Origin of the sequence: Burkholderia sp. FL-7-2-10-S1-D7 (genome assembly GCF_001524185.1) — a bacterium.
GTDB lineage: Bacteria > Pseudomonadota > Gammaproteobacteria > Burkholderiales > Burkholderiaceae > Burkholderia > Burkholderia diffusa.
Map to the genome: position 1 here is coordinate 33,898 of NZ_LOWY01000100.1, position 24,131 is coordinate 58,028.

Here is a 24,131-nt window from a genome sequence, read left to right on the forward strand (position 1 = left end):
ACCCGGCGTCATGCGCATGCGATCGGGCGCGATCGCATGCGCGTGGCGGTCAGTCGTGCCGGACCGCGCCGGCTCAGGACGAAACCAGCGGCACCGTCACGGACGTGCCTGCCGGATCGAGCGCGAGACCGGTGCCCGGCGTCGGCCGCAGTGTGGCCTCGTTGTCGCTCGACAGCACGACGAGGCCGAGCTTGTGACCCGCTTCGAGCGTGTAGTCGCGCGGCATGAACGTCAGCTTCAGGTCATACGGCATCCCCGGCAGCACGGGCTGCGAGAACCAGTCCGACACGCGATTGCGCGGATCGGTCCATGCCCGCGTGACGATCGTGGCCGACCCATCCGGTGCGCGGTCGACCAGCAGCGCCGTCACGTTCGCGACGCCGGTGAAGGTCAGCCGCACGCGTGCGGTCGCGGTGCCGGACAGGCGCGTGGCGGCCGCGAACGGCGCTGTCTCGAAGCGGCTGCGATGCTCGCCGGTCGCGGCGTTCGCCAGCGTGAGCGCGGGGATCGACGCATCGTCGGTGAAGCGCGCGAGCGGACCGCCGCTCGGCAGCCGCAACAGCGTGCCGGTGCCCGTGCCGTCGCCGCCCGCGAAGTAGGCGACCGGCGTGGCGTGCCGCGCGGCCCAGTCGGCTTCCTTCAGCAGCGTGCCGTCGGCCTGCTCGACCACCGCGCGCGGATCGCGTTCGACGCCGTTGTCGACGCCGATCAGGTAGCGCGTGAACCAGCGGTTCACCTCGGCAGTCCATGCATCGGCCATCGCCGGCACGCGGGTCGGGTCGGTGTGCTTCAGGCGATGCAGCCACAGTTGCGTCGGCACGCCCTGGCGCCGCATCGCCAGATACCATGACGTCGACTGGTCGACGCGCACGTTGTCGTCGGTCAGCCCTTGTGCGACGAGTGCCGGCGCGACCGCGTGCGCGGTCGGAATGTCGCGTGCGGCCCAGAACGGCGAATAGTCGCCCGTCTTGCGGTCTTCCTGCTGCGACGCCTCGTCGATCAGGTGCGTGCAGCGCTCCGGATGCGCGTTCGTCAGCAGTGCCTTGATATAGACGTCGACGTCCTCGCCCTGATAGCCCTCCGGCGCGCGCACGAGCCCGCCCGAGCGGTAGTAGCCGTACATGTTCGACAGGCCGGCGATCGGCACGATCGCGTCGAGCCCGCGCGTGCGCAGGCTCGCGACCATCTTCGGCAGCGTGCCGTCGTACGACACGCCGTACATGCCGACGTGGCCCGTCGACCAGTTCGCGACGACCGGCTTGCCGCTCGCATCCTTCGCGGTGGCATCGCGGCCGAGCCAGCGGATCACCGACGCCATCGCGACGGATTCGTCGCGCGTGAGGATCGTCGGGCAGCCGTCGGAACCGGCGGTGCCGAGCGAATCCGCATAGACGATCGTGAAGCCGCGCGGAATGAAGTAGCCCTCGATCCACGAACGGCCGGCCGCGGCCGCCTCGAGCTGCTGCAGCATGTGCGTCTGCGGCACCGCGGCCATGATGCGCGCGGACGCGCCGGTGGCTGCCGCGGCCGCAGTGACGGCCGGATGCGGGGTGCCGTCGAGTTCGACGTCGACGTCGTGGTTCGGGCTGTCGGCGAGCCCGGCATAGTACGGGCTTGCGAGCACGATGACCGGCGTGCGTGCGCCGTTGGCGGTTTCCGACGGACGCACGATGCGCACGTGAATGCGGTCGCGCGTACCGTCGCCGTCGGAGTCGACCGGCGTGTCGACCCACGCGTTTTCCTCGATCGTGCCACCGGATAGCGACGGCTGCACCTGACCGTTGGCGATCACCGGCTTGTAGCGCCCGCCGCTGGCCGGATTCGCGTACGGAACGCCGGACGGCGACACGCGCCCTTGAGCATTTTCACCCTGCTGATCCTGGTTTTGCCCTTGACCTTGCGCGAGCGCGGACACGCCCGCCACGCTGCCGCCGTCATCTCCGCCGCACGCGGCGAGCGTCGCGGCTGCAACGAGCGCGGGTAGCCATGCGCGGCGCGATCCTCTGAAATGAAATTGCATTGCCGACCTCGTTCTTTTGATTGTGTGGATACGACCGTTCCGCGATACGCCCCCTGCGGGCCGGGCCGATTACTGCATGCAACGAAAAGGAAACCGCACCATCGGGACAACGCCGGCGGCCTGCGCCGGCCTGAAAGCCGTGGCTTCGCCCTGCATATCATGCAGGACTGCAAAGTAAATGTGCGTATGCCGCGCGTCCTTCCAGGTGAGGCGGAACGACATCATTCGATGAGACGGGGATGTTGCGAGCTGCGGTGCTGCGCTGCGGAAAAACACGACGCGATGCGCGTGCGGCGAAGGAGTGAAACGGATTGGCGGTTTCGGCCGCGCCGCGCATCGTGATGGCTTGCCGGTTCGCGTTTGCTTTCCGGAAGCTTGCGCAAAAGTTATCTCAGTGAAAACGGCGTGTCAAACTTTTTTAACTGTGAGTAAAAAATATTTGAGACGCCATCGATGCGGCGCGCGTGGTGTGCTGGCGGCGCGTCTGCCGCCGCTTCGCGCCGCATCGTCCAATGCAAAACGGGCGATGACGAATCGTGTTCGCCATCGCCCGCTCGCGGGATGCTTTCAGTCTTGCATCCATTCATGAACGCCGGTGAGGGTCAGCCGTCGTCGGCCTTCGCCTGCAGATCCTTCAACCCCTGAATCACGACCAGCAGCGCCCGCCCGTGTTCGTCGGAGCCGTCCCAGGCGTCGACGATCGCGTCGCGCAGCAGGTCGTTGTACCGGCGGCGCGCCGGGCCGGTATCGACGCCATAGAAACTGCATAGCTTATTGAATGGCGCGCTGCGTCGCAGCCGATGCCCGTTCGACAGCCGAAGGCGCGACACGGTCGGCTGGCTGACGCCGGAAAGCCTGGCAATTTCGCTGGACGAGCGCGTGTCCGCCATCAGACGGCGCAACAGGTCTTGTACAGGAAAATCATGGTCCGGGGCTTCCATGCGATGCATTATACCTATACAGTTACGGTTGTTGAATGGGCTTGCTGTCACCAGCGAGGCTGTATCCCGAGAAAGTTGATGACACTGAAACACCTCCCTCCCACGTTCTGCTGGACGAAGATCGGTACCGAGTCCGGCGAGGAACTGCCGACCGTCGTGCTGCGCAAGGAATGGGAGCGCCGGCTCGGGGGCGGGCGTTTTCTGTGGGGGATCAACCAGCCGCTCGGCAGCAGCGCGCAAGTCGCCGCGCATCGCACGGGCTCGTTGCTCGCGCTGTTTTCGCCGGTCGCGTCGCGCACGCGGCCCGGTGAGCGCAGGCGCGAGGACGCGCTGCTGTGGAATGCCTGGGTCGACGCCAGCGGCCAGGTGCGGCCGCTGCCGGCGCACACCTTCATCGCGAGCCGCTCGACGCTGCCGTCGGGCCGGCGCCGCGAACAGCACTACGCACTCGTCTGCGCATCGTCCACCGCACTGACGGTCGGCACGCAACTGCGCGTGTTCCCCGACCACCTGCGCAGCGTGAGCACGGGCAAGCCGCTCGGCGTCGCGCAGGGCGCGGCCGTGGTCGATTGCATCGGGCGCGCGAAGGAGCAAACCGGCAAGAGCTATCCGCTTGCGCTGTCGGTCGAACTCGAAGCACCGTATTTCGTGCGACTCGCGCAGCCGTGCGTGCTGAAGGCGCGCGATCTCGCCGAGGTGAACAAGGCGACGCGCGCCGGCGATTTCGATCGCTTCGTCGAACTGGTCGCGCGCTTGCGCGGCCGTTCGCCGACGGATGCCGTGCGTGGCGTCACGCGCGACCTGTTCGACGTGCCGCCGATCGAAACGGCGGCCGCCTACGTCGCGCCCACGCATGTCGCGCGACTGCGCAGCCGGCCCACGGCCGAGCATCCGAGCGGGCTCACCGGCGATCTGTTCGATCTGTCGCCCGGCGAAGCGGCCGCGTTCGGCGGTCTCGCGCATCCGCGTATCGGGCGTGCATGACGTTCGCGCCGCGCATGTGCGGTGCGTGACGTGAAGCAGGACTGCTGAATGCGCGTGCAACGACGCGCATGTGTGTGGCCGCCATCGCGGAGCGCGCAAGAATGTGTTGCAAACTCGCCGTGGCAGATCGGCAAGCGTCGCGAGACAATCGCCACGAAGCATGCTGCGCGGTGGCTCGTGCGTTGACAGGCTGCTCGCCGTCGTTCACGCCGCTGACATGCGCACCACGCACGCTGGGCGTCGGCTTGCTTCACACTGCAATCCTGAGGGAGAAGTGTCGATGTCGATCCACATCTGTTCGCGGGAAGCCCAAGCGGCGCAACGCTTCGTCGAAGCGACGCGCAACGTCGATCAGGCGTTTCGCGCGGTGCGCGGCGAAAGCGACGACGACGTCTCGTCGGCCGAATATGCGCGTGCGATGTCGCGCCTCGATCGCGCGCTCGATGAACTGGCGCGTGCGCAGGAGTGCTTCGATCGCGTGGTGGGGGCCAACGCGGCGCACGGCAACTGAACGCAATTCGCGGCTGCTACGTTCACTTCCGCGCATGGCCGAGTGCGAAATGCGACACGCCCGTGTCGCGCCGGAAGGATGCTACGCGTAGCCGCCGTGCTGGAACGACGTCGCGAAGAACTGCATCTGGTAGCGGATCGCGTGTGCCCAGTAGTCCCATGTATGTCCGCCCGGACGCTCCGCATAGTCGTGCGGCACGCCGAGCGCGACGAGTCGTTGATGCAGCGTGCGGTTCGAGCCGACGAACGAGTCGTCGCGGCCGCAGTCGATCGTCAGGTCCAGATGTGCGCGGACGAACGCGCGCGCGTTTTCGACGATCGCGTTGCGGTTCCAGAATGACGGATGGCGGCCGGGGTCGCCGAATACGTGGTCGATGCCCGGTTCGTCCTCGCAGCAGCGTGGATCGACCGCGCCGCTGATGCTGCCGACCGCGCCGAACGTGTCGGGCCGGTCGAGCGCGATGCGCAGCGCGCCGAAGCCGCCCATGCTGAGCCCGGTGATGGCGCGCGCGCCCTTGGTCGCGATCGTTCTGAAGTGCATGTCGACATACGACACGACTTCGTCGCCGACGAAGGTTTCGTAGCGGCTGCCCGAGTCGAACGGACTGTCGATGTACCAGCTTTCGTGTCCGCCGTCGGGCATCACGAGGATCACGTGGTAGCGATCGGCCAGTGCCGCGATGTGCGTGTTCGCGGTCCAGTCGGTGTGGTCGCCGCCGGAGCCGTGCAACAGGTAGACGACCGGAAAACGCTCGACGCCGCGTTCCGGGCCGTGGCGCAGGCGTGCGTAGTCGTTGGGCAGCACGACGGTCGCCTTCAGCGTCTGGTTCATCGCGGCACTCGGAATCGCGACGACCCGCGCCTGATAGGCGAGGGCCGGGCCTGCGGCGGCGAGCAGCAGTAGTAGCCAGAACGCGCGTACCAGATTCATGGAGCCTCGCATCGGGAAAACCCTGTTCGACGACTCTAACAACCGTCCCTTTCAGCCATATTTCTGCGAAACCTACGGATTGTCAGGCGGCGGGCGCGCAGCCGCGGCCGTTCGCGTCAGCCGAGACAGCGTGCAAGCGCTTCCTGGAACGCGCCAGGCTGCTCGGCCGGCATCAGGTGCCCGCAGCCGGCGATCGTTTCGAAGCCCGCACAGCGCGCGAGCGCCCAGTCCGGCACGTGCCAGCCCGCACGCGAGCGTTCGCCCGCGACGAGCCACACCGGATGGCGCGCGAATACTTCGGCGAGCGCCTGCAGATAATCGGGATCGCCCGTCGTCGCGACGACCGAGCGTCCCGTCGCGCGCAGCGTCGACGCCGGCTGATGCGCGAGCCAGCGGCGCGCGTCGTCGAGCTGGCGTGGCGACGGATCGTCGATCGAGCCGCGCAGCCAGCCGACCGGATCGCCGCGCAGGCCGTCGAGCATCGCGTCGGCTTGCGCGGTCGACATGCGGCCGACCGACGCCGACCAGAACGCATCGTCGAGCGTGAAGTTGCCTTCGACGTTGACGATCCGGCGCACGCGCGCTGGATGCGCATGGGCGAACAGCATCGCGATCGCGCCGCCGACGGAGTGACCGACGACATCGACCGGCTGCGTGCCGAAGTGCGTGTCGATTGCCTGCCGGACATGCTCGACTTGCGCGGCGAGCGTGATCGCGTCGGACGGTGCGTCGCGATGGATGCCGTAACCGAGCAGGTCGGGGGCGAGATGCGGGCCTGGCCATCCGGGCACGTCGAATGTGCCGATGAAACCGTGAACGAAGACGACGGGCGGAGCGGGCTGGTTCATTGGGCGTTCGACAACGGAAGGGGCGGCAATTCGAATTCGGCGAGCAGTTCGTCGAGTTCGAGCGCGTGCGTGCGATCGTGGTCGAGCAGTTCGCGCACGAGTTCGTCGAGCGACATCCGGCGGATGCCGTCGCGCAGCCCGCAGCGCTGGCGTTCGGACGGTTGCAGCGCCGCGGCCGCCGCGCACAGCGCGGCGCGGCTGGCGCGGAATGCGGCGAGCGCTTCGTCGAGCGGCTGCGCGAGGTAGTCGCGCTGCGCGGCGAGCGCGGTCCCGTCGACGGACGCGATCACCGGCAGTTCGTGCATGCGCACGACATCGATGCGTTCGGCGAACACCGCGTCGAGGTCGCGCAGGTGGCACGCATGTTCGACGAGCGAGAAGCCCGTGCCGGCGGGGCGGCGCGTGACCAGCGCGGCGGGAACGCGAGCGGCATACGCGGCGACCCGGTCGGGCATCGCGGCCAGCGCGGCGACGACGTCGGCGAACGGCAGCACCCGCGGAAACGCGCTGAATACCGCGCCGTAGCTGAACAGCGCGCCGCCGATCCGGCCGCGCGCCTGCACGACGTCGTGCCCGTGGCGGCGCATCACGTCGGCGACCATCGCGCCGCAGAACTGCCGGGCGGTCGTATCGGCTTCGATTTCGGGGAATTTGTGCGCGATCTCGTGCTGGATTGCACCGATCGCCGCGACGCCGACGCGCGACAGCGCCGCGAATTCGAGATAGCGCGCGGGCTGCGTAATGAGGGCTTCGAGTTGCGCGCCGAGTGGCGTCGCGCGAAAACGGTCGAAACGGGAATGCATGACAGCAAGGCCTCGCCGAATAACGTGTCGAAATGCTACGTTACTCGACGAGACGCGGTCAATCCGTTTATGCAGAGGATTCGGCCGGGCGCCCGCTTCGATTGCGCTGCTGCGCGCCGGCCGGGCCAGCCTTATGCGCTCCGCTTGCCTTCCATCTCCGCGCGCAGCTGTGCTTCATGTTCCTGCAGCTCCGGCGTGAACGCCTCGCCGAAGTCCTCCGGCGAGAAGACCTGGCGGATCTCGATGTCCGATTCGGTGGGCATCGGATTCGGGCAGCGCTTGACCCATTCGACGGCTTCTTCCATCGAATTCACCTGCCACAGCCAGTAGCCGGCGATCAGTTCCTTGGTCTCGGCGAACGGGCCGTCGATGACGGTCCGGTCCTTGCCGGAGAAGTGCACGCGCTTGCCCCGCGAACTCGGGTGCAGCCCTTCGCCGGCCAGCATCACGCCGGCCTTCACGAGTGCCTCGTTGTACTGGCCCATTGCGGCCAGCAGTTCGGTATCGGGCATGGTGCCCGATTCGGAAATGGCCGTTGCCTTGACGATCACCATGACGCGCATTGTCGCTACTCCTTGAACGGGAAAGGGAAAATCCGCAATCGGCACTGCCGTGCGGACGGCAAAACGAGCGGTTACGACACTACGACGCATGACGTGCGCGCGAATCGACATCGCGCGCAAAAAATTATGATGCGCGGTGAAGGGGGAGGCGGCAGCCGCGGGCAGCATCGCGTCACGGACGCGCCGCGCGCAGTGGAGGATTCGCTCGCGCGTGCAACCGGAGGTGGACGGCATCGGCCGCGTCCCGACGCGGCGAGTCGCGCAAGCCGGTCGATTCCAGTTCGGGTCGATCGTGCGGCGACGCGCCGGAACCCCCGGTCAAAACTGGTATGCTGAGCAGCATTACGTTCATGTGGAGGGCGCCATGGCAACGAAGGAAGTCTCGAAGAAAAAATACCTGAAGATTCTGAACAAACGCCTGCGTGCCGAGCCGAATGCGCCGGCCGGCGCGTCGTTCGTGTTCTTCCCGCTCGGCGCGAAGGCCAAGCATGCGACGGGCGTCATATCCGACGAGCCGCGCAGCAAGCGCGAACTCGCAGTGATGGCCGCGATCCAGAGCAAGGCTGCTGCGGAATTCGTCGTGACCGGCGCCTGACCGGCGACGAGCGGCCGCACACGGCGGCGCGTGCGTTACGCCGCGGCCGCCTCGCAATGTGCGATCACACCGGCGATCACGCGTGCGATGTCATGCGTGATCGCCGGGCCGTGCATCGGCAGAATGATGTCGAGATCGAGCGCCTGGATGCGGCGCAGCGCGCTCGCCAGGTGCGCGAGCGACGGGAGGTAGTCCGAGCGCGTGATCGCGTCGAGGATTGCCGGCAGCGGGTCGTCGGTCTCCTCCCGGCCGAAGCGCATCAGGATGTCCGACGACAGCAGTGCCTTGTACGCCGGCAGATACACGACGAGCGCGTCCCACTGATGCACGTGCTTCGTGAAGACCGGCACGACGTCGATGCCCGAGAGCGTCGTCGGCTCGCCGTCCTTCAACGGAATCGCGCGTACGCCGAACACGTCGGCAAGCCCCCATGTACACATCGGATGTCCGTACGCGACGAGCGCCGGATTGGCCGCGAGGAAGTCGGGCAGCGCGCCCATTTCGTCGGCCTCGAAGTGCGGGACGATCACGTTGCTGACCATCGACGGCGCGATGCCGACGGTGTCGAGCGCCGCGCTCAGTTGCGTGAAGTTGGAACGCGTGCCCGTTTCGACGCACAGCACGTCACCGTGCGACGATCGGACGAAGAACTGACTGAAGCTCAGGTTCAGCGTGTCGACGTAGGACGTGGCGCGAAACAGGCCGTCGCGGACGGCGTCGATTCGGGAGGCGCTCATCGGGGATCCTCACGCAGGGAGGGGGGCGGCAGCCGCGCCGCCCGCGCACCGCGGTTTGCGGTGCGGCAGACGGCGGCAGTCGACCTTCCGATCCAGTCTAGCAGCGCCGCTCCGGATCCGCGAACCGGGGCAACCCTGCGGCGCGTCAGTTCTTCAGCTTGTAGCCGGTGCGGAACATCCACGCGACGATCGCGAGCAGGATCGCGAGGAACAGCGAGGTGGCCGCGAGGCTGATCCACACGTGCACGTCGGCCAGCCCGTAGAACGACCAGCGGAAGCCGCTGATCAGATAGACGATCGGATTGAACAGCGTGACGATGCGCCACGCGGGCGGCAGCATGTCGACCGAATAGAAGCTGCCGCCGAGGAACGTGAGCGGCGTGATGATCAGGAGCGGCACGAGCTGCAGCTTCTCGAAGCTGTCGGCCCAGATGCCGATCACGAAGCCGAACAGGCTGAAGGTGATCGACGTCAGCACGAGGAACAGCACCATCCAGAACGGATGCAGGATGTGCAGCGGCACGAACAGGCCTGCCGTCGCGAGGATGATCAACCCGAGCAGCAGCGACTTCGACGCGGCCGCACCCACATACGCGATCACGATCTCCCAATACGACACGGGCGCGGACAATATCTCGTAGATCGTGCCCGTGAAGCGCGGGAAGTAGATGCCGAACGACGCGTTCGAGATGCTCTGCGACAGCAGCGACAGCATCACGAGCCCCGGCACGATGAACGACCCGTAGCCGATACCGTTTACGTCGCTGATGCGCGAGCCGATCGCGGAGCCGAACACGACGAAATACAGCGACGTCGAGATCACCGGCGCGATGATGCTCTGCATCAGCGTGCGCCGCGTGCGCGCCATTTCGGCGCGGTAGATCGCGCGGATGCCGTGGAAATTCCAGTTCGCCATGTGCGTTAGGCCCCTTGTGTGCCGTTGCGGCGGTTGTCGATCAGGCTGACGAAAATGTCCTCGAGCGAGCTCTGCGTCGTGTGCAGGTCGCGAAAGCCGATGCCGGCCGAGCCGAGCGCGTTGATCAGCTTCGCGATGCTCGCGTCATCGCGCTGCGAGTCGTACGTGTAGACGAGCGCGGCGCCGTCGTCCGCGCGTTCGAGCCCGAACGCGGCGAGTTCGCCCGGCACGGTCGCGAGCGGATGCTCGAGCTGCACCGTCAGCTGTTTCTTGCCGAGCTTGCGCATCAGCTCGCGCTTCTCTTCGACGAGCACGAGCTCGCCGCCGAGGATGATGCCGATCCGGTCGGCCATTTCCTCGGCTTCCTCGATGTAGTGCGTGGTGAGCAGGATCGTCACGCCGCTTTCGCGCAGCGAGTCGACCAGCTTCCACATGTCGCGGCGCAGCTCGACGTCGACGCCGGCCGTCGGCTCGTCGAGGAACAGGATGCGCGGCTCGTGCGACAGCGCCTTCGCGATCATCACGCGGCGCTTCATGCCGCCCGACAGCGTCATCAGCTTGTTGTCGCGCTTGTCCCACAGCGACAGCGCCTTCAGCGTCTTCTCGATGTACGCGGGATCGGGTGCCTTGCCGAACAGGCCGCGGCTGAACGACACGGTCGCCCAGACGGTTTCGAACGCATCGGTCGTCAGCTCCTGCGGCACGAGGCCGATCATTTCGCGGGCGGCGCGGTATTGATCGCGGATGTCGTGCCCGCCGACCGTCACGCGGCCTTCGGTTGGCGTGACGATGCCGCAGATCGAGCCGATCAGCGTGGTCTTGCCAGCGCCGTTCGGGCCGAGCAGCGCGAAGATCTCGCCGGGGCGGATGTCGAGGGTCACGTGCTTCAGCGCCTGGAAGCCGGACGCGTAAGTCTTGGAGAGGTCGGAGACGGAAAGGATCGGTTGCATGCTCACGGGTGGCATGGCCGGTCGGTCCGACGCTGCGCGCCGCGCGAGCCCGGTGCCGCCGCTGCGAAGCGGCCGGTGTCGGGTGCGGCATGGCGAACGGGCGTCATGTCGAACGGCGTTGTGGTGCGGGATCGCAGGACCGCCATATTAGCAATCGGAAGATGGAAATGCATTTCGACGCAAAGGACATGCGATGCCGGCGTCGGATTTGCGGAAAATGTGTGCGTGTCGTTCAATAAAGCAGCGCTTTATTCCAATCGGGCGAACAATGCGCGCGATTTTCGGGCAACGGGATGGCGATCGCGCTTGTGCGCGGCAGCGGGGCGGGCACTATGCCGACTGTGCCGCTCGAACGTCGTCGGGCCGTACCGGGACGGTGTGCGCCGCGCTCGCGATAATGCATCCCTCTCACGTCCCGGAGCGAAGCACATGTCCTTGATCGATTTCAAGTCCGTCGCGGCCGCGCAGGCCGTTGCATGGAAATCCACGGTCGTCGGCGAAGTCGGGCCGGCCCGGATCAAGGTGCTGCGCATGGACGCGCAGCCGTACGAAGCGGAAGTGCACGACTACGACGAAGGGCTGCTGGTGCTCGACGGCAGGCTGATGCTCGAGGTCGACGCGGAGACGATCGTCGTCGAAGCCGGGCAGATGTATCTTGCTGCCGCCGGCTTGCGCCACGCGGTGCTGCCGGGCAGTCACGGCACGCTCGCGATCATCGACGTGTGAAGTTGCACCGCAGCATGCGTGCGGGCCACCGGCGGTTCGCACGCCGGGCCTTGCACGACGTGGGGCACCGACATTCAAACGCGCGTTATACAGCTCCGGTATTTGTCTGAGCAAATAAATTGAAGGCTGTTTGAAAAACTGTCAAACACCCTGCTCGCACCGAGGATCGCGCGGTTCGGCACGTTTGGAACTCTGCATCCATTTACTTGTGCGGATCGTCCGATCATAGTCTCGACAAACGACGCATCACGATAACGAATCACGCGTACGTACGGAGACCAAAACATGACATGCCTATCCGAGGGCCTTTCCACACTGCCGTTTCCCTGCTTTTCGCAGGATGCGGGCGCGCCGCGCATTGCGTGCTGCCTGCGTCATCGCATCGCGTTGTCGCTGTAGCGACGCACCCCATTCCATTTCGATTTCCCCGATGGCGCCGTGCCGCATGACGGCGGCGCCGGATAGCGCTTGCCAGCCGCGTCGATCCTGATCGCATTGGCGTGACCGGCAACACGGCGCACATCGTGCGCATCGTCATGTGCCGCGCATTGTCGCGTCGGCGCGATACCAACCGGTGGGCCACGCAGCTCATCCGGACGAGACCTGTCGTACCTAAAAAGGAGGGGTTGATGCTTTGCATTCCTGATTGGCGGAAGGCGATCCTGTCGTGCGCCGTGCTGGCGCTGCCGTTCGTTGCCGGTTGCGGCGGCGGCGACGATCCGGGCCCGATCAACGTGCCGCAGTGCTCAGGCAGCGCATGCGGGCCGAGCGGCGCGGAAACGACGCCGCCCGTCGTGACGAAGCTGTGTCCGGATTCGCTCGACTACACGACGACCTACACGGGCGGCGCCGGCAGCGGCGAATACGTGAAGGTGAAGTTCGACACGACGAAGCTCACCTACCAGATGCAGTTCATCGAATCGTCGGTGCCGACCGCGGCGGGGCAGGTCAACGACACGCGCGCGGGCCTGACGATCAGCGGTGCATTCCATCATCCGACCAATCTGCCGACCGCCGAGCAGAACCGCTGTGCGTTCGTGCTCGACAGCGGCGCGACGAGCGACGGCGCGTATGCGGTGGCGATCAATCGCGCGGATCCGCCGATGCTGTTCGTCGGCAACGGGGTGGTTGGCGGCGGGATTCCGGGCGCGACGATCGCGTTCGCCGGTCTCGAGCCGTTCCCGGGCATCGTGCTCGGCACCGTGCCGTCGCGCACCTTCGATTTCTATCCGTTCATCGGCTTCACCGATACCGAAACCGACTTCTCGAAGGTCGCGGGCAACTACAACGAACTCGGCATCCACCTGTCGCCGGTCGGCGGCAGCGCGCAGAGCAGCACGGGGGCGGTCGGCTGGCAACCCGACGTCGTCAACTGGAACCAGACGTTCAATGCCGACGGCTCGTGCACCATCACGGCAGGCAGCGATTACTCGTGCCAGACCACCGGAACGCCGTGGGCGCTGCGCAAGAACGCGGACGGCTCGCCCGACAACGTGTTCGTGAGCCACGCGGTGACGAACGCGGGCGGCACCCTCATCTATCCGTTCGCGGGGCAGGGATCGGCAATCGTCATCGTCGCGCCGAGTCAGGCGAAGGGCATCATGATCGTCGGCAAGCTGAACGGCGTTCTGGTGCCGGTCGTGATTCGCGTGGGCTACACGCATATCGACGCGAGCAACCTGCTGGCGTCGGTCGCCGATGCCGAGGTGGGGATCTCGATGCTGTCGCGGACGACGGCCGTCTCGGCCAATTCGTTGAAGGGCGGTTTCATCGGCGCAACGAGCGCATCCGCGTGCGGTGTCGTGGCACCCAGCACCGCGACGTTCGCGATCGCGACGGCGGGGCCGAGCTTCAACAACAACATCCCGCATCCGGATCTGCCCGGCACCTTCGACGGCACCTTCTTCCTGGCGCAGGCCGGCAGCTGCAACGACGGTACCGCCGTATCGACAATGGCCGCGAACTACACGTCGACGCTGTTCCAGGGCGCCACCGCGGCGTTCATCGACCCGCAGACGTCGTCGGTCACGTCGCAGTTCGCGCTCGACTACACGCAGGCCACGCCCGGCAAGATCAAGGTCACGGCGTCGCAGGATTTCAACGCGAAGGGGGCGAACGGCAATGTGGCGATCTTCAGCAAGGGCGACACCGGCTGGCTCGTGACGGCCGGGAACATCTACGCGATGGTCGTCAACAACAACAAGGTCAACCCGTTCTTCACGGTCGGCGCGTTCGTCCAGTAACGGCGGACTGAATACGGAACACCGGCGGCGCATGCGTTGCCGCCGGCGAATCGAAATTCTAGAGGATTCCTATGAATGTGAAGAATTGGATGGCCGCGGCGTCGCTCGCGCCCGTGCTGGTCGCCTGCGGTGGCGACGGCGACCCGCCGCCCGCGCCGGTGGTCAGGCTGTGTCCGCAGACGATCGACTACAACACCGTGTTCATCGGCGGCTCCGGCTCGGGCGAACTCGTGAAGGTGCAGCTCGACACGACGAAGATGACGTACCGGATGACCTACCTCGCATCGCCGGTGCCGACGGCCACCGGCACGGTGCAGCCGACGCGCGACACGGCGCCGGCCAACGTTGTCGACGGCACGCTGGCCGACGAAACGGGCCTGCCGACCGTGAAACTGAACCAGTGCACGTTCCGGATGCAGAACGCGAGCCTCGACCCGAGCCGGCCGGCGCGCCTGTTCCTCGGTGAAGGCGTGCTGGGTGGTGCGATTCCGGGCGCGACGATCCAGTTCGACGGCGTGATCGGCGTGGGCAAGATTTCGAAGACGACGTTCCCGTACTACCCGTTCATCAGCTTCTCGTCGCTCGAAACCGACCTGACGAAGATCGCCGGCACGTACAACCAGCTCGGCTACCACCAGGTGCCGTCGCAGAACTTCCAGCCGGTGGCGCTCGACCAGCAGGTGACGATCAATGCGGACGGCAGCTACGTCGAGACCGACAACTTCGGCAAGAAGAACGGCGGGCAGCCGCTCGCATCGAGCGCGACCGTGAACCAGCCGTTCACGCTGCGCCCGGACGCACCGGCGTTCCAGTCGTTGAACTACCAGCCGCAGATTCCGCCGACGCTCGCCGCACTCGATCCGGCGAAGGGCGGCAAGGGAATCCTGATCGTCGGCAAGCTGCGCAATCAGCTCGTGCCGGTCTTCATCCGCACCGGTGCCGCGAACGCGGACCTCACGCAGGGCCCGCCGAGCGCGGACGACGAATCGGGCATCTCGTTCCTGAGCCCGCAGACGGCCATCACCCAAGGCTCGCAGAACGGCGAATACACGGGCGTCGACAGCGCGTTCAACTACCGCGCGACCGCGCTCGTCGGTGCGCAGGCGACGCTTCTCGATCCGTTCAACGCGTCCCAGGCCGCGCTCACGCGTGCGCTGAACCTCGACTACACGCAGAAGGTGCCGGGTGTCGTGACGACCGTGCACGCGGACGCGGCGTCCGGGCCGGCGACCGGCAAGTTCGTGTTCACGGGCGGCGTGTTCGGGTTCCTCGACATGGCCGATACGAGCAATCCGTACTTCACGGTCGGCGCGTTCGTGCAGTGATCACTCGCGGATGGAGACACGGCGGCGTCGCGCATGGCTGCGCGGCGCCCGGATGGAATGAGGGGGAGACTTCATGAAGAAGCTGATTGTCGCGAGTGTCGTCGCATGCGTGTCGACGTTCGCATCGGCCCAGCAGGCGGGCGACAATGTCGCGACGCTGGGGTGGCTGCACATCATGCCGCAGGATTCGACCAACGGGCTGACGACGAATCTCGCGAGCATGCCCATCAACGGGCCGCTGCGGCTGCCCGGGTCGTTCACGTCGCCGGGCACCAGCCTGACGGTCAACAACGCCGATACGGTCGGCCTCACGCTCACGCACTTCTTCACCGACCATATCGCGGTGACGTCGGTGCTCGGCGTGCCACCCGAGTTCACGCTGACCGGGCACGGCGTGATCCGGCCGCCGGGCCCGGCCGGTTCGCTCGGCAGCGTCAACATGGACAATCCGTCGAACCAGCCGGCCGTGAAGAATGCGCGGCAATGGAGTCCGACGATCATTATGCAGTACTACTTCAATGCGCCGACAGCGAAGTTCCGCCCGTTCGTCGGGATCGGCGTGGCCTACAGCTGGTTCAGCAACATCGAACTGAACGGCAACTTCGCGAAGGACATCAACGAGAACCTCGGCAGTGTGCTCGCGGCCGGCGCCGGCAAGCCCGGGCCGACTTCGGTGGAGGGCAAGGCGTCGTCGTCGTTCACGCCGGTCTACAACGTCGGCGCGAGCTATGCGATCGACAAGCACTGGGGGCTGACGGCGACGCTGACCTACATGCCGCTGAAGACCTACTCGTCGCTTGTGATCAAGGCCGCCGACGGTTCGACGCTCGCGACCACGCGCACGCGGCTGAAGGCCGATCCGCTGATCACCTTCGTCGGGATTTCCTACAAGTTCTGAGCCGTCCGGCGTGCATTGCGCACGCCGGCGGTTTCTTGCGACCGAGCGGCCGGGCCGATCCGGCCGGCGCGTCGCGTTCCTGGCGGCATGCCGCCATTTGTGAAGAGAGAGGGGGCAGTTCAAATGAGCATTCGCAAAATCGTATCGCTTGTTGCTGCAGTGGCATTCACCGCGGTTTCGGCCGCGCCTGCTTTCGCCGTGACCGTCTCGCGCGCCGACGGGCAGGCCATGAACCCGAACGGGGAGCCGTTCTCCGCGACGGGCCTCACCGTCCTGGCCAAGGGGTCGATCAACGCGACCTGCAACGCGACGTTCAACGGCACGATCTCCTCGACGGGCATCGTCAACATCACGTCGACGACGTTTACGGGCGCCGCGACGTGCGGCCTGATCAGCGGCAGCGCGACCAGTGCATCGCCGTGGACGGGCCAGGCCGACAGTACGACGCAACTGTCGATCAACAACGCGAAGGTGACCGTTTCGCTGCTCGGCGCCTGCGGGCCGAGCAAGGTCGTGACGACGTGGAGCGATCCGAACTCGTCACTGACGTTCAACAACGCGGTGTTGACGCCGGACTGCACGGTCAGCGGCACGGTCGCCACGTCGCCGAAGTTCCACGTGCAGTAAGCGTCGCGCAATCGGAACCGGGCGCCCGCCAGGGACGAGGGCCGTGCAACGATGCGCGGCGGGCGTTCCGGTTTCGCGATGGATTCGTGTCGTCGCGTGGTTCCGCGTGACGACCGGCTGGCCGCCTGCTTCGCGATCCGATGCGGGCGGCCATGCGGGGGGCGGTGCGACGCACCGTGCCGCCTGCGTCGACGGACATAGAACAATCGTTTCGATTTGCCAGAACCATTCCGGACCACCCATGCTCACCGACCCAGCGAAGTATGGCGATGCCCGCGCTGCGACGCCCGACCGGCTGCGCACGGCCGCGTGGCTGCAGTACCTGATCGAATGCCTGAACGAAGCGGCTTGCGTGGCGACGGACGACGCTGGCGCACCGACCACCGAGTCGTCGCGTGCGGCCAGCGCGCGCACGGGCGTGACGCTGCCGCACGAAGCGCTGGCCGTCCTCCACGAACTCGCACCGTGGACGGCAATGGACGGCGGCGGTTGCGCGTGCGACGCTTCCGAGCCGCTCGGCGCGTGCATCCACGTGCCGAATGCGCGGCAACTTGCGCACGCGGAACGATGTTGCCCGGGATCGCGCGCAGTATTCGAAGCAGCGCACGGCGTCGTCGATGCGTGGGCCTTTGACGATCCCGCCGACGGCTGGGCCGCGCTGGAGCGCATTGCCGGCGGCGTCGAACCTGGCGATGGCGACGGCGCCGACGGGCACGACGGACGAAAACAACCCGCGAGCGGCGAAGCGCCACCCGCGAAGAACCTGAGAGAACGACGCGCGGCAGTCGTGGCCGCGTGCGTGGACCCGTCCGCGCCGCCCGGAGCGATCATCGACGCGATCGTGCTGCGCATCTGCGGGCCGCGCGACGATGCCGCTCGCATCGACGAGATGGCCGCGCTCGCGATGTTCTGCGCGGAGCTGGCTGCCGGAAAAGGGGCTTCCGTTGCCGCGTATGGCGGCCGGCACAATCTCGTCGCGCGTGCGATTCGCGAACGACGTGCCGATCTCGCGTCGGTCGACGGCCTGCTCGCGGCGGTGTTCGTGTGCCGGCTCGACCGGCTCGTCGGCGCGGGCAGTTTCTGGGCGTATTACCTGCTGGCGGGCATCGTGATCGCGGCGCCGGACATGGTGCGCGAGTTCGCGCGGCGCTTTCATGGCGACGCGTGGCAGGCATGGCTCGATGAAGTGCTCGCGTGGCCGGCGGTCGGTCGCTTCGGGATGAAGGAGGATGTCGCGTTCGAGCGTCTGAGCGGCGCGATGAGCCTGACGTCGCGATCGAATCCGATCGTGCGCGCGAAACGCGTGCGGCCGAGGGTGGCGGCGATCAAGCGCTTCAGTACGGGTGGCGAGAGCGCCCAATGAAATGAAAAACGGCTCGCGGCGAGACCGCCGCGAGCCGTGCATGTCGCTGCTGCGCCCCGGGAAGGGCGCTTGCGCGGTTACGCCGTCTCCGGCTGCCGCACCGCCTTCGCGATATTGCGCGCCGGCGCACCGTTCGCGACGAAGTAGGGCACGTCCACGCGCGCCAGCGGCGTGCGGCCGCGGATCTTGTCGGCGATCTTCTCCGCGATCATGATCGTCGGCGCGTTCAGGTTGCCGGTCGTGATGATCGGCATGATCGACGCATCGACCACACGCAGCCCTTCGAGACCGTGCACGCGGCCTTCCTCGTCGACCACGGCCATGTCGTCATAACCCATCTTGCACGAGCACGACGGATGGAACGCGGTTTCCGCCCGGGCCCGCACGAACGCGTCGAGTTCCTTGTCGGTCTTGCAGTCGGCACCCGGGTTCAGCTCGCGGCCGCGATAGCGGTCGAGCGCGGGCTGCCGCATGATCTCGCGTGTCGCGCGGATCGCATCGCGGAACTCGCGCCAGTCCAGCGATTCGGCCATGTAGTTGAACAGGATGCTCGGATGATCGTTCGGATCGCGCGAGCGCAGTTTCACGCGGCCCCGGCTCGGCGAACGCATCGAGCCAACGTGCGCCTGGAAGCCGTGCATCTCGATCGCGTTCGAGCCGTTGTAGTTGATCGCGACGGGCAGGAAGTGATACTGGATGTTCGGCCACGGATCGTCGTCGCGCGTGCGGATGAAGCCGCCCGCCTCGAAGTGGTTGGTCGCGCCGAGGCCGGTGCCGTTCAGCATCCACTCGAGGCCGATCTTCGGCTGGTTCCACCACTTGAGCGCCGGATACAGCGACACCGGCTCCTTGCACTCGTACTGGATGTACATCTCCAGGTGATCCTGCAGGTTCTGGCCGACGCCGGGCAGATCGAGGACGACGGGGATGTCGAGTTCCTTCAGCCACGCGCCGGGGCCGACGCCCGAGCGCTGCAGCAGCTGCGGCGACGCGATCGCGCCGCTGCACACGAGCACTTCGCGGCGCGCATGCGCGGTCGCGCGCTCGCTGCCGCGCAGGTACGTGACGCCCGATGCGCGCTTGCCGTCGAACAGGATGCGGTCGGCGAGCGCGTGCGTGACGATCTCGAGGTTCGGCCGCACCTTCGCCTGGTCGAGATAGCCGCGCGCGGTGCTCGCGCGGCGGCCCTTCGGCGTGACGGTGCGGTCCATCGGGCCGAAGCCTTCCTGCTGATAGCCGTTCAGGTCGTCGGTGCGCGGATAGCCGGCCTGCACGCCCGCATCGACCATCGCCTCGAACAGCGGGTTCACGCCCGGTTTGCTGGTCGTGACCGACACGGGGCCGTCGCCGCCGTGATAGTCGTTCGGGCCGACGTCGCGCGTTTCGGCCTTCTTGAAGTACGGCAGGCAGTCGAGATACGTCCAGTTCTCGAGCCCCTTGTGCGTCGACCAGTTGTCGTAGTCGAGCGCGTTGCCGCGGATGTAGCACATCCCGTTGATCAGCGACGAGCCGCCGAGCCCCTTGCCGCGGCCGCATTCCATCCGGCGGTTGTCCATGTGCGGCTCGGGGTCGGTCTCGTAGGCCCAGTTGTAGCGACGGCCCTGCAGCGGATAGGCGAGTGCCGCCGGCATCTGCGTACGGAAGTCGAAGCGGTAGTCGGGGCCGCCCGCTTCGAGCAGCAGCACCGTGACGTTCGGATCTTCCGTCAGGCGCGTCGCGAGCACGTTGCCCGCGGAACCGGCACCGCAGATGATGTAGTCGTATTCGCGTGTCGTCATGACGGTCAGTCTCCTTTCGTGATCCTTAAAACACCGGGTTGTAGCGGCCGAGCTCGACCTGCACCGACTTGATTCGAGTGTAGTGCTCGAGCGTCGTGATGCCGTTCTCGCGTCCGACACCGGATTGCTTGTATCCGCCAACCGGCATCTCGGCCGCCGATTCGCCCCACGTGTTGATCCAGCAGATGCCGGCTTCGAGGCGGTGGATCGTGCGATGCGCGCGCGACAGGTTCTCGGTCACGACACCGGCCGCGAGTCCGTAGTGCGTGTCGTTCGCGCGTGCAATCACTTCGTCTTCCGATTCGAAATGGAGGATGCTCATCACCGGCCCGAAAATCTCTTCGCGGACGATCTTCATGTCGTCGCGGCAGTCGCCGAACACGGTCGGCGCGACGTACTGGCCGCTGCCGAAGTGGCCGTCGGTCAGGCGCGTGCCGCCCGCGAGCAGCTTCGCGCCTTCGGCCTTGCCGCTCTCGATGAAGCCGAGCACCTTGTCGAGCTGCGCGGCCGACACGAGCGGGCCGAAGTTGGTGTCGGCATCGGTCGGCTTGCCGACGCGGATGCGCTTCACGCGTTCGAGCACCTTCTGCGTGAACGTGTCCTTGACCGAGCGGTGCACGAACACGCGCGTGCCGTTGGTGCAGACCTGGCCCGAGCTGAAGAAGTTGGCGGTGACCGCGATGTCGGCGGCGCGGTCGAGGTCGGCATCCTCGAACACGATCAGCGGCGACTTGCCGCCGAGCTCCATCGTCACTTCCTTCAGCGACGATGCGCCGGCGAGCGACATCACTTTCTTGCCGGTCTCGACGCCGCCGGTGAACGACACCTTCGCGATGTCCGGATGGCCCGTCAGCAGCGCGCCGACCGAACCGTCACCCTGCACGACGTTGAACACGCCGGCCGGCACGCCGGCTTCCGTATAGATTTCCGCGAGCTTCAGCGCGGTGAGCGGCGTGACTTCGCTCGGCTTGAACACCATCGCGTTGCCGGCCGCGAGCGCGGGCGCCGTCTTCCAGCACGCGATCTGGATCGGGTAGTTCCATGCACCGATGCCCGCGCACACGCCGAGCGGCTCGCGGCGCGTATACACGAACGACTCGGCGCGCAGCGGCACCTGCAGCCCCTCGATCGCGGTCGCGAGGCCCGCGTAGTATTCGATCACGTCCGCGCCCGTGACGATGTCGACCGCGAGCGTCTCGCCGATCGGCTTGCCGGTGTCGCGCGTCTCGATCGCCGCGAGTTCGTCGTTGCGTTCGCGCAGCAGATCGACCGCGCGGCGCAGGATGCGCGAGCGCTGCATCGCGGTCATCGCGGCCCATTCGCGCTGGCCTTCCCGTGCCGATGCGACCGCGCGGTCGACGTCGGCCGCGCTCGCCTGCTGCACCTGCGCGAGCAGTTCGCCGTTGGCGGGATCGAAGGTGTCGAAAGTCTTGCCGCTGGTGGCGTCGACGTAACCGCCGCCGATGTAGAGGCGCTGCAAACCGTATACGGACATGAGGATCTCCTTGAGGGCGACTGCGTGACGCGTCAGTCTGACGCGAGGAGCAGGTCGATGTAATCGTGGGCGAGCTTCAGTGCAGCCCGTGTGTCGATCGGGCCGCCGGCGAGCGCACCGCGCAGCCAGAGGCCGTCGATCAGCGCGGCGAGGCCGCTGGCGGCTTCCCGTGCCTTCGCGCGCGGCAACGCCTTGGCGAATTCCGCGCACAGGTTCGAATGGAGGCGCCGCGTGTTGACGTGCTGCAGGCGCTTGAGCATCGCGTCGTGCATGCTCTGCGACCAGAACGCGAGCCAGGTCTTCATCACGGGTGCGCTGACCTGCGTGTCGTCGAAGTTCGCGGCGACGATCGCGCGCAGCCGGGACCGCGGGTCCTTGCGTGCCGCGATGCGGCGGCGCGTGGTGGCCGCCCACAGATCGCGCAGCACGTGCCGCATCGTGGCTTCGAGCAGGCCGTCCTTGTCGCCGAAGTAATGGCTGACGATGCCCGTCGAGATGTTCGCGCGCTGCGCGACCGATGCGAGCGTCGTGCCGGGGAGGCCGGCCTCGTCGATCGAGCGCAGCGTCGCGTCGATCAACTGCGCGCGACGAATCTCCCGCATTCCGACTTTTGGCATTGCGAACCCCTTCGCCCGGACGGGCCGTTCCTGGAAGTCGACAGCTTAGCGGTTTTTTATTGACCGTTCAATCAACAAAAAAACAGGGTCCGACGTCGAATCGGTAGATCGGCTGGGGGATCAGATGCTGCCGCACGCGATTGTGCAGGTGCGGAAAAACGCGTCGAAAGAAGGTTAAATAATTTGAAGTTTGTTTAAAACGATTTCCGAAAAGACGGCGCAATAGTTGCGAAAGGTCATTTAATCGATTTATTACACGTCGAAAGAATGTCGAGCTATGTGAGATTTTAGGAAATTCAGAAATTCTGGTCTCGTGTTCCGTCACGGGCAATTTCCAGGAATTCGTTTCAATCAGTCGATTGAAGTTATATAAAGAATTGAAATTAAAGGAAATTGTGTGGATGATCGAGTGCTTGTCGGCTCGACAGCAAACGATTGCGGTCAACGCGGGATCGAGTCCTTCTACCATAAAAATTGCCAAAAATATTTGAATCTGGCGTATTTCCAGATGGAGTAGAGGGGATCGTTGGAATGACTTGAGTAAGTAATATTGCCCGTATTAGTATGGCGCCGAACCATAAGGAATGAATCGGCGCCGCGGGTTTTTCCCGCGGTGCGTCGGCAATGGGTGCGGCCAACGACCGCGACGGGGCCGGCGCCCGCCATTGCGCACCTGCAGCATGCCGCGACGCCGAGACGCCGCATCCACCGGAGAACGACGATGCCGACCGAAAAATACGTGGTCCCGCTACCGAATGGTCTGAAGGTCTACGTCGAACGGAACGTGTTCGATCCGTCGTTCGACACGGCGATGCTCGTCAACGGCGCGCTCGCGACGACCGCCTCGTTCGGGCAGACCGTCCAGTATCTCGGCGAGCGGATGAACACGATCTGCTTCGACCTGCCGTATGCGGGGCAGTCGCGCCAGCACAACCCCGGCTGCTTCATTCTGACCAAGGACGACGAGGCCGCGATCCTCCAGTATCTGGTCGAGCGCTTCGCGCCGGCGTTCCTCGTATCGGTGTCGTGGGGCGGTGTCGCGTCGCTGTTCGCGCTCGCGCGCGGCTGCCCGAGCGTGCGGCGCGCGGCGATCTGCTCGTTCTCGCCGTTCCTGAACGACGCGATGGTCGACTACGTGACGCGCGCCCGCGACCACATCGCGGCCGGCGAGAACCTGAAGGCCGCGCAGCTGCTGAACGATACGGTCGGCCGCTACCTGCCGCGCATCATGAAGCTCTACAACTACCGCTATCTGACGCGCTTGCCGCGCGACGAGCAGGACCAGGTCGCGTTCCACGTCGACCAGATCCTGTCGCTGCAGCCGGAGCGCTACCTGAGCGAGTTTTCGAACATCGGCTGCGAGTTGCTGTTCCTGAACGGCGAGCGCGACGAATACACGACGCCGGCCGATGTCCGCCAGCTCGCCGCGCACGTGCCGCGCGCGCGCTTCGCGACGGTTCCCGACGCCGGTCATTTCCTCGACATCGAAGGCCGCGCGCAGCGCGAAACCACGCGCGCGGCGCTGCTCGACTTCTTCTGCGATACGCCGCCCGTCGCAGCGGGCATCGCGCTCGGCGCCGCACACGCATGCGTGTCCGCGCCGATGCCGGCGCTGTCGTCATGACGCAGCACGTCGCGCACCGGGCACACCGGGCGCATCCGAATTTTCTTTCACACGAGGCAGGCCAGCCGTGAATATCGTTCAGACCATCGCCATCGTCGTTCCCTGGGCCGCGTGGCTCGCCTACTGGATCGCGACGTCGCAGGCCGTGAAGACGACCGTGCGCAAGGAGGCGTCGCGCTCGCGCACGCTGCAGTCGATTCCGCTGATCGTCGGCGGCGCGTTGATCATCCTGCCCGATCCGTCGTGGCAGGCACTCGTGCCCGACTGGCAGCGCTTCGGCCTGCAGGCGCAATGCGGGCTCGCGGTGCTCGTCGCGGGGCTGCTGTTCTCCGTATGGGCGCGACTGCATCTCGGCACGAACTGGAGCGTGTCGGTCACACTGAAGGAAGACCATGAACTCGTCCGCACCGGGCCGTATGCGCTCGTGCGTCACCCGATCTATACGGGCTGCCTGATCGCACTCGTCGGCGCCGCGCTGATCGGCGGCGAATGGCGCGGCGCGCTTGGCGTCGCGCTCGTGTTCGCGTCGCTCGCGTACAAGGTGCGCGTCGAGGAGAGCTGGCTGACCGGGTATTTCGGGCCGGCGTACGCGCAATACCGCCGCGAGGTCGCGGCGCTGATCCCCGGCTTCTATTGA

General features: G+C 66.3%; 23 protein-coding genes. 11 read left to right on the forward strand and 12 right to left on the reverse strand.

The window, feature by feature from the left end:
- Positions 1-73 precede the first annotated feature (73 nt).
- Together WS75_RS28250 and WS75_RS28255 are read right to left on the reverse strand one after the other, a co-directional pair.
- The gene (locus WS75_RS28250; protein ID WP_059685521.1) at positions 74-2,020 is read right to left on the reverse strand and encodes a Xaa-Pro dipeptidyl-peptidase; all 1,947 of its coding nucleotides are present in this window, start codon (positions 2,018-2,020) and stop codon (positions 74-76) included.
- A 602-nt stretch (positions 2,021-2,622) separates the two neighbouring features.
- Complete coding sequence (locus WS75_RS28255; RefSeq protein WP_044844401.1) at positions 2,623-2,961, reverse strand: helix-turn-helix domain-containing protein; 339 nt, start codon at positions 2,959-2,961, stop codon at positions 2,623-2,625.
- A gap of 78 nt (positions 2,962-3,039) precedes the next feature.
- Here WS75_RS28255 and WS75_RS28260 point away from each other — a divergent pair, with 78 nt between their 5' ends.
- A complete protein-coding gene (locus WS75_RS28260; RefSeq protein WP_059600279.1) occupies positions 3,040-3,945 on the forward strand; it encodes a hypothetical protein in 906 nt (301 codons plus the stop codon).
- A gap of 280 nt (positions 3,946-4,225) precedes the next feature.
- The gene (locus WS75_RS28265) at positions 4,226-4,456 is read left to right on the forward strand and encodes a hypothetical protein (RefSeq protein ID WP_059685523.1); all 231 of its coding nucleotides are present in this window, start codon (positions 4,226-4,228) and stop codon (positions 4,454-4,456) included.
- 81 nt (positions 4,457-4,537) lie between these two features.
- Here the strand turns inward: WS75_RS28265 and WS75_RS28270 are convergent, their stop codons facing one another.
- The 4 genes from WS75_RS28270 to WS75_RS28285 form a co-directional block, all read right to left on the reverse strand.
- The gene (locus tag WS75_RS28270) at positions 4,538-5,386 is read right to left on the reverse strand and encodes an alpha/beta hydrolase (protein ID WP_179948962.1); all 849 of its coding nucleotides are present in this window, start codon (positions 5,384-5,386) and stop codon (positions 4,538-4,540) included.
- 116 nt (positions 5,387-5,502) lie between these two features.
- Positions 5,503-6,234 (reverse strand): alpha/beta fold hydrolase, encoded by a 732-nt coding sequence (locus WS75_RS28275; RefSeq protein WP_059685527.1) that lies wholly within the window; start codon positions 6,232-6,234, stop codon positions 5,503-5,505.
- A complete protein-coding gene (locus WS75_RS28280) occupies positions 6,231-7,037 on the reverse strand; it encodes a DinB family protein (RefSeq protein ID WP_059685529.1) in 807 nt (268 codons plus the stop codon). Before WS75_RS28280 ends, WS75_RS28275 begins: the two co-directional genes overlap by 4 nt.
- A gap of 131 nt (positions 7,038-7,168) precedes the next feature.
- Positions 7,169-7,600 (reverse strand): YciI family protein, encoded by a 432-nt coding sequence (locus WS75_RS28285; protein ID WP_059685531.1) that lies wholly within the window; start codon positions 7,598-7,600, stop codon positions 7,169-7,171.
- A 364-nt stretch (positions 7,601-7,964) separates the two neighbouring features.
- On the opposite strand from WS75_RS28285, the gene WS75_RS28290 reads away from it, so the two are divergent.
- The gene (locus WS75_RS28290; RefSeq protein ID WP_059685533.1) at positions 7,965-8,195 is read left to right on the forward strand and encodes a hypothetical protein; all 231 of its coding nucleotides are present in this window, start codon (positions 7,965-7,967) and stop codon (positions 8,193-8,195) included.
- A gap of 35 nt (positions 8,196-8,230) precedes the next feature.
- Here WS75_RS28290 and WS75_RS28295 read toward each other — a convergent pair whose 3' ends face one another.
- The 3 genes from WS75_RS28295 to WS75_RS28305 form a co-directional block, all read right to left on the reverse strand.
- Positions 8,231-8,932 (reverse strand): MBL fold metallo-hydrolase, encoded by a 702-nt coding sequence (locus WS75_RS28295; protein ID WP_059685535.1) that lies wholly within the window; start codon positions 8,930-8,932, stop codon positions 8,231-8,233.
- A 145-nt stretch (positions 8,933-9,077) separates the two neighbouring features.
- On the reverse strand, positions 9,078-9,848 hold the full coding sequence (locus WS75_RS28300; protein WP_057927564.1) for an ABC transporter permease: 771 nt from the start codon (positions 9,846-9,848) through the stop codon (positions 9,078-9,080).
- A gap of 5 nt (positions 9,849-9,853) precedes the next feature.
- On the reverse strand, positions 9,854-10,798 hold the full coding sequence (locus tag WS75_RS28305; protein WP_059685537.1) for an ABC transporter ATP-binding protein: 945 nt from the start codon (positions 10,796-10,798) through the stop codon (positions 9,854-9,856).
- A gap of 429 nt (positions 10,799-11,227) precedes the next feature.
- Here WS75_RS28305 and WS75_RS28310 point away from each other — a divergent pair, with 429 nt between their 5' ends.
- From WS75_RS28310 to WS75_RS28335, 6 genes are all read left to right on the forward strand, one after another.
- Entirely contained in the window at positions 11,228-11,524 is a 297-nt protein-coding gene (locus WS75_RS28310) for a cupin domain-containing protein (protein ID WP_059685539.1), read from the forward strand.
- A gap of 629 nt (positions 11,525-12,153) precedes the next feature.
- Positions 12,154-13,767 (forward strand): DUF2957 domain-containing protein, encoded by a 1,614-nt coding sequence (locus WS75_RS28315; protein WP_059685541.1) that lies wholly within the window; start codon positions 12,154-12,156, stop codon positions 13,765-13,767.
- Positions 13,768-13,838: 71 nt separating this feature from the next.
- Entirely contained in the window at positions 13,839-15,092 is a 1,254-nt protein-coding gene (locus WS75_RS28320; protein ID WP_059685543.1) for a DUF2957 domain-containing protein, read from the forward strand.
- Positions 15,093-15,165: 73 nt separating this feature from the next.
- Positions 15,166-15,990 (forward strand): OmpW/AlkL family protein, encoded by an 825-nt coding sequence (locus WS75_RS28325; protein WP_059685545.1) that lies wholly within the window; start codon positions 15,166-15,168, stop codon positions 15,988-15,990.
- A 123-nt stretch (positions 15,991-16,113) separates the two neighbouring features.
- Positions 16,114-16,617 carry a hypothetical protein gene (locus WS75_RS28330; RefSeq protein ID WP_059534146.1) on the forward strand — a complete coding sequence of 168 codons (504 nt, stop codon included), beginning with the start codon at positions 16,114-16,116 and terminating at the stop codon, positions 16,615-16,617.
- 241 nt (positions 16,618-16,858) lie between these two features.
- Positions 16,859-17,980, forward strand: coding sequence for a hypothetical protein (locus WS75_RS28335; protein WP_059685547.1), 1,122 nt, complete (start codon positions 16,859-16,861; stop codon positions 17,978-17,980).
- A 77-nt stretch (positions 17,981-18,057) separates the two neighbouring features.
- Here WS75_RS28335 and betA read toward each other — a convergent pair whose 3' ends face one another.
- From betA to betI, 3 genes are read right to left on the reverse strand one after another with little or no spacing between them, the layout of a single operon-like run.
- Positions 18,058-19,758, reverse strand: a complete 1,701-nt coding sequence (gene betA, locus WS75_RS28340; protein WP_059685550.1) for a choline dehydrogenase — start codon at positions 19,756-19,758, stop codon at positions 18,058-18,060.
- A 25-nt stretch (positions 19,759-19,783) separates the two neighbouring features.
- Positions 19,784-21,253 (reverse strand): betaine-aldehyde dehydrogenase, encoded by a 1,470-nt coding sequence (gene betB / locus WS75_RS28345; RefSeq protein WP_059685552.1) that lies wholly within the window; start codon positions 21,251-21,253, stop codon positions 19,784-19,786.
- Between the two features lie 32 nt (positions 21,254-21,285).
- Positions 21,286-21,870 (reverse strand): transcriptional regulator BetI, encoded by a 585-nt coding sequence (gene betI, locus WS75_RS28350; protein ID WP_059685553.1) that lies wholly within the window; start codon positions 21,868-21,870, stop codon positions 21,286-21,288.
- A 721-nt stretch (positions 21,871-22,591) separates the two neighbouring features.
- Between betI and WS75_RS28355 the strand changes: the two genes are divergently transcribed.
- Both WS75_RS28355 and WS75_RS28360 read left to right on the forward strand, forming a co-directional pair.
- A complete protein-coding gene (locus tag WS75_RS28355) occupies positions 22,592-23,494 on the forward strand; it encodes an alpha/beta fold hydrolase (protein WP_059685555.1) in 903 nt (300 codons plus the stop codon).
- Between the two features lie 67 nt (positions 23,495-23,561).
- Positions 23,562-24,131 carry a methyltransferase family protein gene (locus tag WS75_RS28360; RefSeq protein WP_059685557.1) on the forward strand — a complete coding sequence of 190 codons (570 nt, stop codon included), beginning with the start codon at positions 23,562-23,564 and terminating at the stop codon, positions 24,129-24,131.

What these genes read in the sequence shown, in the direction of transcription:
- WS75_RS28250 (WP_059685521.1), bottom strand. Translation starts at nt 2,020, where the DNA reads ATGCAATTTCATTTCAGAGGATCGCGCCGCGCATGGCTACCCGCGCTC.
- WS75_RS28255 (WP_044844401.1), bottom strand. Translation starts at nt 2,961, where the DNA reads ATGGAAGCCCCGGACCATGATTTTCCTGTACAAGACCTGTTGCGCCGT.
- WS75_RS28260 (WP_059600279.1), top strand. Translation starts at nt 3,040, where the DNA reads ATGACACTGAAACACCTCCCTCCCACGTTCTGCTGGACGAAGATCGGT.
- WS75_RS28265 (WP_059685523.1), top strand. Translation starts at nt 4,226, where the DNA reads ATGTCGATCCACATCTGTTCGCGGGAAGCCCAAGCGGCGCAACGCTTC.
- WS75_RS28270 (WP_179948962.1), bottom strand. Translation starts at nt 5,386, where the DNA reads ATGAATCTGGTACGCGCGTTCTGGCTACTACTGCTGCTCGCCGCCGCA.
- WS75_RS28275 (WP_059685527.1), bottom strand. Translation starts at nt 6,234, where the DNA reads ATGAACCAGCCCGCTCCGCCCGTCGTCTTCGTTCACGGTTTCATCGGC.
- WS75_RS28280 (WP_059685529.1), bottom strand. Translation starts at nt 7,037, where the DNA reads ATGCATTCCCGTTTCGACCGTTTTCGCGCGACGCCACTCGGCGCGCAA.
- WS75_RS28285 (WP_059685531.1), bottom strand. Translation starts at nt 7,600, where the DNA reads ATGCGCGTCATGGTGATCGTCAAGGCAACGGCCATTTCCGAATCGGGC.
- WS75_RS28290 (WP_059685533.1), top strand. Translation starts at nt 7,965, where the DNA reads ATGGCAACGAAGGAAGTCTCGAAGAAAAAATACCTGAAGATTCTGAAC.
- WS75_RS28295 (WP_059685535.1), bottom strand. Translation starts at nt 8,932, where the DNA reads ATGAGCGCCTCCCGAATCGACGCCGTCCGCGACGGCCTGTTTCGCGCC.
- WS75_RS28300 (WP_057927564.1), bottom strand. Translation starts at nt 9,848, where the DNA reads ATGGCGAACTGGAATTTCCACGGCATCCGCGCGATCTACCGCGCCGAA.
- WS75_RS28305 (WP_059685537.1), bottom strand. Translation starts at nt 10,798, where the DNA reads ATGCAACCGATCCTTTCCGTCTCCGACCTCTCCAAGACTTACGCGTCC.
- WS75_RS28310 (WP_059685539.1), top strand. Translation starts at nt 11,228, where the DNA reads ATGTCCTTGATCGATTTCAAGTCCGTCGCGGCCGCGCAGGCCGTTGCA.
- WS75_RS28315 (WP_059685541.1), top strand. Translation starts at nt 12,154, where the DNA reads ATGCTTTGCATTCCTGATTGGCGGAAGGCGATCCTGTCGTGCGCCGTG.
- WS75_RS28320 (WP_059685543.1), top strand. Translation starts at nt 13,839, where the DNA reads ATGAATGTGAAGAATTGGATGGCCGCGGCGTCGCTCGCGCCCGTGCTG.
- WS75_RS28325 (WP_059685545.1), top strand. Translation starts at nt 15,166, where the DNA reads ATGAAGAAGCTGATTGTCGCGAGTGTCGTCGCATGCGTGTCGACGTTC.
- WS75_RS28330 (WP_059534146.1), top strand. Translation starts at nt 16,114, where the DNA reads ATGAGCATTCGCAAAATCGTATCGCTTGTTGCTGCAGTGGCATTCACC.
- WS75_RS28335 (WP_059685547.1), top strand. Translation starts at nt 16,859, where the DNA reads ATGCTCACCGACCCAGCGAAGTATGGCGATGCCCGCGCTGCGACGCCC.
- betA (WP_059685550.1), bottom strand. Translation starts at nt 19,758, where the DNA reads ATGACGACACGCGAATACGACTACATCATCTGCGGTGCCGGTTCCGCG.
- betB (WP_059685552.1), bottom strand. Translation starts at nt 21,253, where the DNA reads ATGTCCGTATACGGTTTGCAGCGCCTCTACATCGGCGGCGGTTACGTC.
- betI (WP_059685553.1), bottom strand. Translation starts at nt 21,870, where the DNA reads ATGCCAAAAGTCGGAATGCGGGAGATTCGTCGCGCGCAGTTGATCGAC.
- WS75_RS28355 (WP_059685555.1), top strand. Translation starts at nt 22,592, where the DNA reads ATGCCGACCGAAAAATACGTGGTCCCGCTACCGAATGGTCTGAAGGTC.